The 13,389-nt window shown below is 33.8% G+C and carries 12 protein-coding genes; 1 reads left to right on the top strand and 11 read right to left on the bottom strand.

Features of this window, described 5'->3' with window-relative positions; translation table 11 throughout:
• Position 1: 1 nt before the first annotated feature.
• The 3 genes from V6246_RS02220 to V6246_RS02210 form a co-directional block, all read right to left on the bottom strand.
• Positions 2-1,537, bottom strand: a complete 1,536-nt coding sequence (locus V6246_RS02220) for a YifB family Mg chelatase-like AAA ATPase (RefSeq protein WP_341558769.1) — start codon at positions 1,535-1,537, stop codon at positions 2-4.
• Positions 1,538-1,678: 141 nt separating this feature from the next.
• Entirely contained in the window at positions 1,679-2,242 is a 564-nt protein-coding gene (locus tag V6246_RS02215; RefSeq protein ID WP_341558768.1) for a hypothetical protein, read from the bottom strand.
• A gap of 51 nt (positions 2,243-2,293) precedes the next feature.
• Positions 2,294-2,686 carry a hypothetical protein gene (locus tag V6246_RS02210; RefSeq protein WP_341558767.1) on the bottom strand — a complete coding sequence of 131 codons (393 nt, stop codon included), beginning with the start codon at positions 2,684-2,686 and terminating at the stop codon, positions 2,294-2,296.
• Between the two features lie 347 nt (positions 2,687-3,033).
• Between V6246_RS02210 and V6246_RS02205 the strand changes: the two genes are divergently transcribed.
• Complete coding sequence (locus V6246_RS02205; RefSeq protein WP_341558766.1) at positions 3,034-4,371, top strand: NHL domain-containing protein; 1,338 nt, start codon at positions 3,034-3,036, stop codon at positions 4,369-4,371.
• A gap of 95 nt (positions 4,372-4,466) precedes the next feature.
• On the opposite strand, the gene V6246_RS02200 is transcribed toward V6246_RS02205, so the two are convergent.
• The 8 genes from V6246_RS02200 to V6246_RS02165 form a co-directional block, all read right to left on the bottom strand.
• Positions 4,467-5,489 carry a transglutaminase domain-containing protein gene (locus tag V6246_RS02200; protein WP_341558765.1) on the bottom strand — a complete coding sequence of 341 codons (1,023 nt, stop codon included), beginning with the start codon at positions 5,487-5,489 and terminating at the stop codon, positions 4,467-4,469.
• A complete protein-coding gene (locus V6246_RS02195; RefSeq protein WP_341558764.1) occupies positions 5,490-6,203 on the bottom strand; it encodes a carboxypeptidase-like regulatory domain-containing protein in 714 nt (237 codons plus the stop codon).
• A 174-nt stretch (positions 6,204-6,377) separates the two neighbouring features.
• Positions 6,378-7,634 carry an alginate export family protein gene (locus tag V6246_RS02190; RefSeq protein WP_341558763.1) on the bottom strand — a complete coding sequence of 419 codons (1,257 nt, stop codon included), beginning with the start codon at positions 7,632-7,634 and terminating at the stop codon, positions 6,378-6,380.
• A 123-nt stretch (positions 7,635-7,757) separates the two neighbouring features.
• Positions 7,758-8,585 carry an ABC transporter ATP-binding protein gene (locus V6246_RS02185; protein WP_341558762.1) on the bottom strand — a complete coding sequence of 276 codons (828 nt, stop codon included), beginning with the start codon at positions 8,583-8,585 and terminating at the stop codon, positions 7,758-7,760.
• An 11-nt stretch (positions 8,586-8,596) separates the two neighbouring features.
• Complete coding sequence (locus V6246_RS02180; protein WP_074936212.1) at positions 8,597-9,442, bottom strand: ABC transporter ATP-binding protein; 846 nt, start codon at positions 9,440-9,442, stop codon at positions 8,597-8,599.
• Between the two features lie 118 nt (positions 9,443-9,560).
• Positions 9,561-10,667: an ABC transporter permease gene (locus V6246_RS02175; RefSeq protein WP_341558761.1), complete on the bottom strand. Its 1,107-nt coding sequence runs from the start codon at positions 10,665-10,667 to the stop codon at positions 9,561-9,563.
• A 27-nt stretch (positions 10,668-10,694) separates the two neighbouring features.
• Positions 10,695-12,089, bottom strand: a complete 1,395-nt coding sequence (locus V6246_RS02170; protein ID WP_341558760.1) for a CmpA/NrtA family ABC transporter substrate-binding protein — start codon at positions 12,087-12,089, stop codon at positions 10,695-10,697.
• A 367-nt stretch (positions 12,090-12,456) separates the two neighbouring features.
• Positions 12,457-13,215 carry a Crp/Fnr family transcriptional regulator gene (locus V6246_RS02165; protein ID WP_162857628.1) on the bottom strand — a complete coding sequence of 253 codons (759 nt, stop codon included), beginning with the start codon at positions 13,213-13,215 and terminating at the stop codon, positions 12,457-12,459.
• Positions 13,216-13,389: the final 174 nt, after the last annotated feature.

Below are 13,389 nucleotides of genomic sequence, written 5' to 3'. Positions count from 1 at the left end.
TCTACCCTAACCAACCCTCGCGATCCAAACTACGGTATTGTATAGCTTCACTAATATGAGAACCATTTACCTCAGCAATACCCTCTAAATCGGCAATAGTTCTAGATACTTTTAGTATTCTATCATAGGCGCGAGCAGATAAGTTTAAACGTTCCATAGCTGTTTTTAGCAACTGTTTTGATGGCTCATCTAAAACGCAATGTTTTCTAATTTGCTTCACATTCATCTGGGCATTATAATGTACTTTATCAGAATCTTCAAAACGTTTTGTTTGTATTTGCCTAGCTTTGGTAACCCGCTTCCTAATATCTACCGAGCTCTCTCCTTTTCTATCATCCGATAATTTTTCAAAAGGTACTGGTGTTACTTCAATGTGAATATCAATTCTATCTAAAAGCGGTCCCGACACTTTACTTAAATAGCGTTGCATTTCTGCTGGGCTAGATGTTACAGGTGCATCGGGATCATTGAAATAACCACTCGGACTTGGATTCATGCTCGCCACCAACATAAACGAAGAAGGATAAGTAACCGTGAATTTTGCCCTAGAAATAGTAACCTCGCGATCTTCTAGTGGCTGACGCATTACTTCTAAAACTTCACGCTTAAATTCTGGTAATTCATCTAAAAATAAAACACCATTATGAGACATCGATATTTCGCCTGGTTGCGGATAACTTCCGCCGCCGACTAAAGCCACGTTTGAAATTGTGTGATGTGGATTTCTAAAAGGTCTTTGTGCCATTAACCCCGTATCTTTTACTCTACCAACTACAGAATGTATTTTAGTCGTTTCCAAGGCTTCATGCAAGGTCATTGGAGGTAATATACTTGGTAATCGTTTAGCAAGCATCGTTTTTCCTGCTCCAGGAGGACCAATTAAAATAATATTATGTCCGCCAGCAGCAGCAATTTCCATACAGCGCTTAATGCCTTCCTGCCCTTTTACATCTGCAAAATCGAACTCCGGAAAATCTAAATTCTGCTCAAACTCCTTGCGTGTATCTATTATAGTCTGTTCTAGCGGTATACCTTTATCAAAAAACTCGATAACTTGTTTAATATTATCAATACCATAAACCTCTAAATTATCTACAATGGCAGCTTCTTTTGCATTAGCTATCGGAAGTATAAAACCGTTATAACCTTCCTCCCTAGCCTTTACAGCAATAGGCAATGCTCCTTTTATAGGCTGTAGCGTACCGTCTAAAGATAACTCTCCCATTATTAAGTAATCTTCCAGCCCTTCTGCTTTAATCTGGTCTGTGGAGGCTAGAATGCCAACAGCTAAAGTTAAATCGTAAGCCGAACCTTCTTTTCTCAAATCGGCAGGCGACATATTAATAATGATTTTTTTACCAGGAATTTTATATCCGTTGTTTTGAAGTGCTGCCGCTATACGAAAGTTACTTTCCTTAATGGCATTATCGGGTAAACCTACAAGATGGTAACCAACGCCTTTATCTACATTCACTTCTACCGTTACCGTTGTAGCCTCAACACCAAAAACGGCGCTTCCAAAAACTTTTTTAAGCATAAATTAAGTTTGTTTGATGCTTAAATGTAATAAATGTATTTGGAATTTTATAATTTATTAAGAATCAAGACTTTTTATTAAAACAATTCTGCTGCCTAAACACTGAATTTTATCAAGAGTTTTACTCATTGTTCAAACACTTTATTCTCTGTTTTTATAAAGCGCTATGGCTTTCAAGAATTTGATTCCGCCAGATTCTGTTTGGTCGTGTATAAATCCATTCAATTCAGGGTGATTTTTATCAATCCAGCTTATAAGTGTGTTTTTGTTCCTTTCCCATGTAGCTTCTCTAAAATCCAAATATTCCGTTTCAATATTAATTATTTTTTCCTTTTGAAATTTTATAGTTTGATGTGTTATAAATGGCACTTCCTGAAGAAAAGCTATTCTTTTATCTATTTTTGAAATTTTTGCTATCACCATTCCACCCGCTTCCTCTATTTCAAGTATTTTATAGTTAGGGTTAAAAACAGCATCCCATTTCAATAACTCCAAATAATCCTTTTTAGAATATGTTATCTTATACTCGCCTTCAATTGTAGCTATACTATCCGTAACGCAATTAGATATTTTTGAGTAATCCGAATCGCTAAGAGCTTTAAAGTATTGTTTAGAAATTTCAACCTTGTCAATTTGCTTTTCTGAATTTTTACAGGATGCAAACCCCATTACCAATATTAATAATAAAACTATCAGTTTCTTCATGGGTTATTGTTTAAATTAATGACATATCTGGTTGTAAATAAAAAGCGAACATTAATAATTAATATCCACAAACATCCAAATATAAACAATCAATTTTAGTATAATTACTATACAGAAAGCAGCTAGCAAACTAAATAAAAACTTCTTCTTACTGGTTTTATATTTTGGTTTAAAAAAATAAACTTGAAATGGTATAAAAAGTAAAAAAGCAACCAAAGCTATACCCATAGCCACGAATGAAAAACCAACTATTGCTAATTCTCCAAGAACATTAAAAGAAGCATGAGATAAAGCAAAAAAATCATCCAATGAATTAATATCACTATTACCGCTGTAACTAGTGTTATTCTTCCTGAAGAACAGGTTTATTTCAATAAAAAACAAAACAATATTGAATGCTAAGTATAGTATTAACCAAATTGCTTTTGTGAATATTTTTTTCATTATTTCAATATTACTATTCAGTTGTGAGATATGCAATAGTAATACTACTTTTGATTAGATAATTTAATTGAAACACATACTAAACTAAAAAAATAATTATTGATACCGTTTTAGATTTACTATAATAACTCCTTAAACTTAAAAAGCAGAAAATCCATTTTTTAAGCACCTATAAATAAATTCATTGCAATATTTAACAAACAAGCTAATATTGGATATTAATAACATTTTCATCGTTAAACAGATAAAAAAGTAAGCTTTTACATTAATTTAATAAGATTATTTTAATAAATAATTTTTTTTAACAATATTAATTAGATATTTGTTTTCATTTAAAACCTACATTTATGAAAAAAAAATACGCTTTTTTATTATTTTTATGCTTCCAACTTTCCTTTTCTCAATATGGAAATGTGTCAACTATTGCCGGTGATGGTAGTCAAGGCTATAGTGGTGATGGAGGTCCTGCTACTTCTGCTGTTACAAACTTACCTTCAGATGTTGTGATTGATAATTCTGGAAATATTTATTTTTCAGAACTCACTAATTGTGTTGTTAGAAAGATAGCTACAGATGGAACAATAACAACAATAGCCGGTGTTGTCGGTAATTGTAGTTTTGATGGTGATGGTGGACCTGCTAGTGTAGCAAAACTAGACTTCCCTGCAGGATTAGCAGTAGACGCTAATGGTAATTTATATATATCCGACAGAGGTAACCATAGAATTAGAAAAGTGGCTACTGACGGTATTATATCTACTGTTGCAGGTAATGGTACTGATGGTGATAGTGGTGATGGTGGTCAAGCTACTGCTGCTAACTTAGACACCCCTAGGGGTGTTGCAGTTGATGCTACTGGAAATATTTATATTTCTGATTGGTACAACCATAAAATAAGAAAAATTAATACAAGTGGAGTTATATCTACTTATGCCGGAACAGGTGATAGTGGATTTTCTGGAGATAACGGTCTAGCCACTGCCGCAAAATTAAAAAGTCCTGATGGCATAGCTGTTGACGCCGGTGGAAATGTCTATTTTTCAGACAGAAGCAATGATCGAATTAGAAAAATAAGTACTAGTGGTATCATCACTACCGTTGCTGGCAAAGGTGGTTTCAATGCTTTTAGCGGAGACGGTGGTCAGGCTACAGACGCCGAATTTAATGATCCTAATGGAGTTGCTTTAGATGCAACAGGAAACATATATGTTGTTGATAGAGAAAATAATAGAATTAGAAAAATTGGAACAGATGGTGTTATTAATACTATTGTTGGAACAGGTACAGCTGCATATAATGGTGACGGACAAGTTGGTACAACTACTTCTATAAATAAACCAACCGGTATTGCCATTGATAATTCTGGAAATGTAATCTTTTCGGATTACAATAATCAACGAATTAGAAAATTAGAAGCGTCTCCTTTAAGCGTTAATAACTTCTCTAAAAATATAATTAGCTTTTATCCTAACCCTATTTCTGGAGACCAAAAACTGACTATAAAATCTAAAGAAAACATCTCTGAAATTTCAATCTTAAATTCAATAGGTCAACTTGTGAATAAAGTAAATTTGAACAGTGAAATTTATTCTGCATCAATGGATAATTTAAGCAAAGGAGTTTATTTTGTTAAGTTGATTAATAACAAAAACCAAAGTACAGTTTATAAGCTTGTAAAAAATTAATTTTCAATTAAAATAAAATCTCGTCTCATTTGCTCTTTAAAAATAAGACGAGATTTTTTAAAACAAAATAGCACTCATACTTTCTTAAATTAGATCTAAATCGTTTTCCCCTTATCCACTTTTACGCTATAAGAAGCAAGAATATCATTTCCTTTTTTAAGGTGAACATCAAAAGAACCTCTTTTATCAAACTGATATTTGAATTCAAATAAACCATCTTCATATTTATAATTTACTAATTTAATTACTTTAAAACTACCTCCTTTAATTATTACAAGCTCTATATCATTTATATCTTGCTCTTCAAAAACCATCAACTTAAAAACAACATAATCATTTTTTAAAATTTCATTTTTCAGACTCTTGGGAGAAATAGGTGAAACCTTATATTTAAAAGAACTCCCATAAACCATAGGCCCGTTAACAAACTGATCACTATCTATAGCTTCATCTGACAACAACCACTTTGAATCTAAAGGAAAATGACTTTTAGAAAATTGTTCTGGTTCGGCTAAAAAATAACCATCGTTATAACTCTTTATAAATTTGTTTTCATTCACATTAAAATAACCGCTAGCTAAAGTAGCATCTACCAAATACCATTTATTATTCAGTTTCACCGCATTCCATGAATGGTTTGCCACACTAAGCGCTCCTATCTGGCTACTTGGTGAACGACTATAGCCATTTACAATCTCGCACGCTATACCCGATAGAGACGCTAATTCTTTAATTAAATAAGCATAACCCGAGCAAATAGTCTTTTGATTTTCTACCAACTGTTTAAACACTTTTTTCTGCAAACTCTTGTTCCAATTGGTAAAAGCTAAACTATCATTTTTAAACTTTTTCCGCTTACGAGTCGTTTTCAAATAAAAACCATAATCGCCTTCTATATTGAGGCAAACCCATTTGTAAATGACTCTAAATTTTTCGACATCAGAATCTAAATGAAACGTGAGATTATATGCTAAAACGGGTAAATTCTTTAAAGCGGTATTATTGTACAATACAGAAATACTATCGGCTTTTTTAAAATCGATAGTATTAAAATCTGACTGTTGAGATGCCGCCGTAAAACCAACTAAGAATATTAAAATGAATAAAAAGTGCTTCATCTAAAATATACCTTTAATTTTTTGCCATAAGTTTGGCTTAGACTCATAAACTTCTTTTACAGCTACTTTACCAACAAGTATGCAAACATCGTCGCGCATTACAATATCTAATGGTTTTTGATTCTTTTTAATGGCGATTTCTTGTGTTTCGAAACCAATGTAACTTATTACTAAAATATCTCCTTCCTTTAAGATTTCAGGAAACTCAAACTCACCATCAAAATTAGTGCTTGTACTAATAGTAGTCCCTTTTAATATAATATTTACACCTGGTAACGGACTAGACGTATCAGAAACTGTTCCTTTTAAAAATTCAGTTTTAGAAGAATTTGTTTCAGTTTGCTTTTCACTATCAAAAGCACTTACTTTTTGTACCGTTTGCGTTGGCCGTTGTAGTTGTTGCGCCTGTATATTTTGTAAAGAAATTAACGAAATAAAAGCCACACTTGCCACTCTCAGAAAATTAAAAGATGATGTATTGCTTCCCGTTTTATCTTCTAAAGTATATGTCTTTAACTGCGAAGTCGCAAAAATGCCACAAGTGTTTTCTTGGTTGGTTTTAAAATAAGCCGTTAACTTTTGGTCATTCATTCTTCTAAAATCTATCACTTCCTTATCGCAAGAGTTACAAAACCCGCCACAAGCCGTAGGTTTAAATTGATTATAATCTTCCGAACATGGTTGCTTAACCGAAATACTTAATTGTTGTTTCATAATATATATTTTTCTTACTCGAATATATCTATAGGATGAGCCACAAACTATCCATAATGAGTTAACGGTGTTTTTCACTGCGTGTAAGTTCTTTTTCGGTTAGGCTGATTTTTAAACAAAAAAAATCCCGCCAAAAGCGGGATTCTTAATATTTTGAGTTTCTTTAAAAGTAACTTAGTTTAAAAACTTAGGCTTAATAACTAACATAGCCCAAGCCCAGTTTTGTACATCGGCAGCAGCAGCTTCTGTAACACTTTTTAATTCGTACATACCATCGCTAGCAAACATGTGAGAGTACCCTATTTTTAAAGCATAACCTTTAAAGGCTTTAGAATATACTAAATCTAACTCTGTTCCTAAAGATTTCTCTCCACTAGCTAACTCTTGCTCACCGCTAAAGTTTAAAGCTTTAACCATTAAGCTAGAAGTTTCGTTAAGTTTAAAGTTTGCACTTACGTGAATATCAAATAAACCAACATTGTTAGCATGGTTCCCTACGTAGAAATAATCCATAAAACCATTAAACTTGTGGTTAGTTCCGTATAGCGGGAAGAAAGCTTCAGAATCGGTTGTTGTAGTATCGTTACCACTAATAAGTTCCATACCAGCACCTAAACCAACTTTAGCAGATGCTTTGTAAGTAAACTCTAAGCCTAATAAATAAGCACCATCAACAGTATCACCCATTTGAGTAAAAGCATTTAATGCTGCTCCAAAATCGCCACTTTTATAATCTAAGTGTGTTCCTAAAGTTTGAATGCTGTTTACACCATCTGGAGTTACACCATCTGCTTCATATTTTTGAAAACCATTGTTTAACAATAATAAGCTACCAGAAAAACTATCCCAAGATTGTTTTAAATAAGCATATTGCATGGTTTTATAAGAAAAATATCCTGTAGTGCCGTAAGCTGTAGAAGTCGATTGAAATCCTGTTGGGTTCGAGTAATCTTGATTAAACGCTAAACCAACATCTAATAAAAACTTCCCTTTGTTATACTTTAATATTGCAGCATCATGATTTCGTCCTTGTTGTGCCCAATCTAAGCCTCCAAAAATACGTTGATCATCGTAAGAAATAACCTGACGACCTAATTTAGTAGAAAAACCTTCTCCTAATTTAATATCTGCCCAAGCTTGGAATACAGCAAACGAGTTATTCTGGTCGTAAGGTAAAATTTGTCTATTTTCTCCCCAAACCATAACATCTTGCAAGCTTACATAAAACTTATAATTCTCTGTAGAGTAACCTGTATTTAAACGAATTCTTGTTGAAATTCCAAAACCAGGGTCTGCTGCATCTGGAATAATACCACCAAAACCATTACGGTATTCGGTTCTTGGCCTAAACTCACCATCTAAAGTAAACTGTGCTTGTGCAAATTGAACCATTAAGGCTAGTATGCTTATAGTTAAATAAATTTTTTTCATAATTCTAGTTTTACGTTTTTTAATTATCCTGTGATTGATTTTTTATAATGCTTACCTTATTAAGGCAAATGTATAAGACTCTCCGTTTTTACTTTATGATAAATCTCATGTTTATATTACTTTTTAATGCTCCAAAAAGTCTATTAAGTGTTTTCTATACTTGTAGTAATCGTCGTGTTCTAAAACAGATTTACGTGTTCGTGGTCTTTCAAAATCAATATTCAAAATATCACCAATTTTCGCTTTAGGTCCACTCGTCATCATAACCACGCGATCTGCTAAAAAGATAGCTTCATCTACATCGTGCGTTATCATAACGGCTGTAATTTTTTCTTTATTCCAAATTTCAATTAAAATATCTTGCAACTCTCCTCTTGTTAGAGAATCGAGCATACCAAAAGGCTCATCGAGCAATAATACTTTAGGTTTAATAGCAAAAGCACGAGCAATACCAACACGCTGTTGCATACCTTGAGAAAGGTCTGATGCCTTTTTATCGAACGCATCTTCCAAGCCAACTTTCTGTAAATAATACTTAGCAATATCATGTCTTTGTGCTTTTGTAGCATGCGGAAAGACTTTATTTACGCCCAACAAAACATTCTGTAAAGATGTCATCCAAGGCATTAAACTCGGCGCCTGAAAAATAACACCTCTATCTGGTCCAGGGCCTTTTATATGCTTTCCTAAAACAGATATATGTCCGCCCGAAATAGGGTTTAATCCAGCAATCATCGAAAGCATCGTTGTTTTCCCGCAGCCCGAATGGCCAATGATTGTAACAAACTCTTCCTTTCTAATCTGTAAGTTTAAATCTTCCAAAACCACATAGTCGCCCTTTGGTGTTGGGTAAACCTTTTTCAAATTCTTTAAATCCAGCATCACATCGTTAGATGGGAAAACATGGTTTTCAAACGTATGGCTCTGTTTATTTTCAATGATAACGCTCATTTCTTTTCCTTTTAAAATTGATTAACAAAATCCTTAGGACTCAAATCCGGAAGTACAATCGCTTCCTTAGCCTCAGTTTTTCTCTCGTTTCCAATATCCATTAAATACTCAATAATGGCATTTCTTGTTTTTTTGAAATTCGGATTATCATTCATTTCCGTTTTATCTCTAGGGCGTTCAATATCAATTTTAAACTCAGGACCTAAAGTCGCATTTGGTCCAGGACGTAACGGAATAATGCGGTCTGCCATGTAAATACCTTCATCTACATCATTAGTTATTAACAGCGCTGTACGTTTATCTTTTCCCCAGATGTTTAAAATTTCATCTTGTAAATTCCCACGCGTTAAAGCATCTAAAGCACCAAGAGGTTCGTCCATAATAATCATTTCTGGTTTCATGGCTAAAGCTCTAGCAACCGATACACGTTGGCGCATACCACCCGATAATTCTTTCGGACGCTTATTAATGGCAGGTGTTAAACTCACCATCTCCACATAATCTGCAACAATAGCATGCAACTCCGCTTTACTCTTTTTAGGAAAAGCCTCCTTAACAGCCATATACACATTTTGTCCTACCGTTAACCAAGGAAGCAACGAGTAATTTTGAAAAATCACACCACGTTCATGGCTAGTTCCCATAACAGGCTCACCTTTAAACAAAACCTCGCCTTTAGTAGGTGTAATTAAACCGTTAATTAAGTTTACCAAAGTTGTTTTTCCGCTACCAGTAAACCCTACAATAGCGACAAATTCACCTTCTTCTATCGATAAATTAATGTTCGATAGCACTTCCGGTTCGTTTTCGCCTTTACCGTAAGTTTTATAAATATTATTTAATTCTAAATATGCCATTTTTATAAGTTTTATTTGGGCGTTACCGCAAGGGTCGGGCTTTACGTTACAAGTCCTCGCTCCGTGCCTACGCTGTGGGCTTTTCGCTGCAATCCCTAACGCGAATTCGTTTGTTCAATTAAATCCCTTCTGTTTTATCAAAAGACACCCAGTTTTGTATGGTTAGCATGATACGATCTAACAAGAAACCAATGATACCAATAACAAACATGGCGACTATTATTTTAGCGTTAGAGTCGTTTGCTCCATTTTGAAATTCTTCCCAAACAAATAGACCTAAACCAGGACTTTGAGCTAATAATTCAATAGCAATTAAAACCATCCAAGCTACCGATAAGGTAATTTTTAAACCTGTAAAAATTAATGGTAAAGATGATGGTAATACTACTTTAAATATTTTTTGAAAAGGACCCAACTTCAATACTTTCGCTACATTAATATAATCTTTATCTACCGTAGCAACACCCATGGCAGTATTTACCAAAGTAGCCCACATAGAACAAAAACCAACACTAATAAACGATATAGTGAACGAGCTATCCTCGCTAGAATCTATTAACAATGTTTTTACAATCATAAAAACAAGCAAGTACCAAACTACTGGAGATACCGGTTTGAAGATTTGAATAAACCAGTTGAATGCACTTTTTAAAGTCGGACTCAACCCAATGAAAATTCCTAAGGGCACCGCAATAAATAAGGCTAATAAAAACCCAGCAAATACTGTTTTTAAACTTCTAAATATTTGATCTACAAAAGATGGTCGCCCTGTATACGTAATAGCATCCTTGCCTTCTGCCAAACGTTTCTCGTTTAAGACAGCTGTTTTTTCTATAAACGCAGCTTTATCGGCTTTTATAATATTATGATCTCTTAATAATGATTTATAAGAATCCCAAACCTGACTCGGTGATGGCAACGTATTCGGTTGGCAACTAGAATCTCCCGATGCCATACAACTACGCAAAGCATCGGCAGCTTCAGGACCTTGATCAGTAAGGGCTTTTTCAATTTTAAATTCGGCTTCTATGTTGTACAAAGATTTTGCACCCAAATGCCACAGCCCAATAAATAATAGCATAGAAGCCAGTGGAACAACGGTTTTACGTAGGACGTTTTTTAAATCTTCTCTTTCTAGCTTCCCAGTAAATAGGTCTTTTAAGGTGCTTAAAAACCCTAACCCTACAAAATTGGTTACTTTTCCTAATGTTATACTTTGCTTCATGACTTCTCTATGTATTGGCTTTACTAATTATTGTATCGCTTTATCTTTATTTCCTATTTTAAAACTATTGATGTAAGAAATCGGATCTTTTCCATCGTAAGTTGTACCATCTATAAAATCTGCCGTTGCTGGTTTAAAACCATCTGTTTCCGGAATATCTCCTGCAGGAATGTTTCCTTCTTCAACTAAAAGCTTAGCCGCTTCTTTCCAGATATCTGGTCTGTAAATGTTATTAATAGTTTCTGCATACCATGCTGCTGGTTTAGCCTCAGGAATTTGTCCCCATCTACGCATTTGAGTTAAAAACCAAATACCATCAGAATAAAACGGGTAGGTTGCATTGTACTTGTAGAATACATTAAAATCTGGCATATCACGTTTATCACCTTTTTCGAACTCAAAAGTTCCTGTCATAGAATTGGCTAAAACCTCTTCTGGCGCGCCAACATATTGAGACATTGATAATATTTTTACAGCCTCTGCTCTATTACTTGGCTCATCTAACCATTTACCAGCTCTAATTAAAGCTTTTGTTACAGCAATAGCAGTGTTTGGGTTATCTTCAACAAACTTCTTCGTCATTACAAAAACCTTTTCTGGGTTGTTTTTCCAGATATCGTAATTTGTTACTACAGGAACTCCAATACCTTTAAATACGGCTTGTTGATTCCATGGTTCACCTACACAATACCCGTGAATAGTTCCTGCTTCTAACGTTGCTGGCATTTGTGGCGGAGGTGTTACAGATAGTAAAACTTCAGCATCAATTTGTCCTTGTACATTATCGGCCGTATACATACCTGGGTGAATTCCCGCTGCTGCTAACCAATATCTAATTTCATAATTATGTGTAGACACCGGAAAAACCATTCCCATTTTAAAAGGCTTACCTGAGTTTTTATACTCTGTAATTACTGGTTTTAAAGCTTCTGCTTTAATAGGGTGCACAGGCTTTCCATCTTCTCCTGTTGGTACGTTTGGTTTCATTTTAGCCCAAACATCGTTGGATACTGTAATTCCATTTCCATTTAAATCCATTGAAAAAGGCGTTACTAAATCGGCTTGACGACCAAATCCTGCTCCAGCAGCAATAGGCTGCCCGGCTAACATGTGCGAACCATCTAATTGACCATCAATAACACGATCTAAAATATTTTTCCAATTCGATTGTGCTTCAACTGAAACAAATAAACCTTCATCTTCAAAAAATCCTTTTTCTTTCGCAATAGCTAACGGCGCCATATCTGTCAATTTGATAAAACCAAATGTTAATTGTGGTTTTTCAATATCTAATGTTTTTGTTTTAGAAACTTCGGCTACAACAGTTTCTGCTATTTCTTTCTTTTTCTCTTTGCCTCCGCAAGCACTTAATGCAACCGCTAAGGCAACAACTAAAGAGGATTTTGTTAATAATGATTTCATGTTGAATTGTTTTAATTAATTACTAAGTATTAATACTTACTTATTGCAAATATATAAGTAGAACTCAATTTAATACATGATATTCCCCATATAACAATAGCTTTTTTATCATATAAAAACCTGCGAAAACACAGTTAAAACAACCAATAACTTAATTAACAATAACTTAAACACACAAAACAAACTACGTAAACCAACATAGTAAACATAAAAAACTACGTATAAAAACACGTATTTATAAAAATAAAGTTGAAATAATGTTTTTTAGATGAAGAATAACTTTTACAAACTAAACGGTCTTTACCTTGAAATCAAGAAAATCTAAAAGTGAAATAAAAATATAATTTGAATAACTTTAAAATGATGCTTAACTATCTAGGAAATAGTTATGTTCGCTAATTTCATTTTTAAGTGCTTGCACATTAGGAACACCAATTTTTTTTCCTTTAGCAGAAATTAAACCTTCCTTTTTTAACAAAGAAAACACACGGATTACCTGCTCTTCTGTGGTTCCTGCATAATCGGCATATTCTTTTCGGCTTAGTGGCAAATTGAGATAACCACGTAAATCGCCAAACTTTCTATTAATATACAACAATGTGTCAATAACTCGCTCACGAACCGTCATTTGAGAAATAGACTTCACTTTAGATTCGCTGCGGTTAAGCTCGTTGGCATAAAACAACATTAATTGATAACTAAACTCAGGGCTTTTTCTTAAAGCATCTTGTAAACTATCTTTAGAAAAATAACAAAGTACCGTGTCTTGTAAAGCCACAGCCCCAATAGAATAATACTCTTCAGTACCAAAACCACGATGGCCAATAATTTCGCCTTCTTTAGCAAAACGCACTATTTGTTCGCGCCCATTAATACCGGTTCTAAAAACCTTAACAGTACCTTTGAGAATAAAAAACAAGCCATTAACTGGAGCGCCCTCTATTATAAACTGTTGGCCCTTTTTACAACGAATGTCACTCTTTTCTTTTTCTAGAGTTTTAGGACCTAACGTTTTTAAAACATTTTTAATTAAACAATCGGAATTATCACATACTTCGCAAGCCGTTCTCGTGAGCGATCTCACGTTTGGCGGTGTTCTATATGTATTTACAACTGTATTTTGCATAAAAAAGCTTTAAGCGACTCTTACAAATATAAGTATTAATACTTACTTGTTAGAAACACTACTTATTTTTAATAATTACGCAAATAGTTTCTAAAAACAATAAAGACATCATATATTTATGATGTCTTTATTATTAAAACCGTAATTTAAAAATTAGATTTTATGTATATATCT

Source organism: Algibacter sp. TI.3.09 (assembly GCF_038154905.1).
Lineage (GTDB): Bacteria > Bacteroidota > Bacteroidia > Flavobacteriales > Flavobacteriaceae > Algibacter.
The sequence above is the reverse complement of the archived record's forward strand: the minus strand, read 5'-3'. Positions and strand labels throughout refer to the sequence as shown.

Bases quoted from the DNA above. Each gene is read 5' to 3' on its own strand.
- V6246_RS02220 (WP_341558769.1), bottom strand. From the start codon at position 1,537: ATGCTTAAAAAAGTTTTTGGAAGCGCCGTTTTTGGTGTTGAGGCTACA.
- V6246_RS02215 (WP_341558768.1), bottom strand. From the start codon at position 2,242: ATGAAGAAACTGATAGTTTTATTATTAATATTGGTAATGGGGTTTGCA.
- V6246_RS02210 (WP_341558767.1), bottom strand. From the start codon at position 2,686: ATGAAAAAAATATTCACAAAAGCAATTTGGTTAATACTATACTTAGCA.
- V6246_RS02205 (WP_341558766.1), top strand. From the start codon at position 3,034: ATGAAAAAAAAATACGCTTTTTTATTATTTTTATGCTTCCAACTTTCC.
- V6246_RS02200 (WP_341558765.1), bottom strand. From the start codon at position 5,489: ATGAAGCACTTTTTATTCATTTTAATATTCTTAGTTGGTTTTACGGCG.
- V6246_RS02195 (WP_341558764.1), bottom strand. From the start codon at position 6,203: ATGAAACAACAATTAAGTATTTCGGTTAAGCAACCATGTTCGGAAGAT.
- V6246_RS02190 (WP_341558763.1), bottom strand. From the start codon at position 7,634: ATGAAAAAAATTTATTTAACTATAAGCATACTAGCCTTAATGGTTCAA.
- V6246_RS02185 (WP_341558762.1), bottom strand. From the start codon at position 8,585: ATGAGCGTTATCATTGAAAATAAACAGAGCCATACGTTTGAAAACCAT.
- V6246_RS02180 (WP_074936212.1), bottom strand. From the start codon at position 9,442: ATGGCATATTTAGAATTAAATAATATTTATAAAACTTACGGTAAAGGC.
- V6246_RS02175 (WP_341558761.1), bottom strand. From the start codon at position 10,667: ATGAAGCAAAGTATAACATTAGGAAAAGTAACCAATTTTGTAGGGTTA.
- V6246_RS02170 (WP_341558760.1), bottom strand. From the start codon at position 12,089: ATGAAATCATTATTAACAAAATCCTCTTTAGTTGTTGCCTTAGCGGTT.
- V6246_RS02165 (WP_162857628.1), bottom strand. From the start codon at position 13,215: ATGCAAAATACAGTTGTAAATACATATAGAACACCGCCAAACGTGAGA.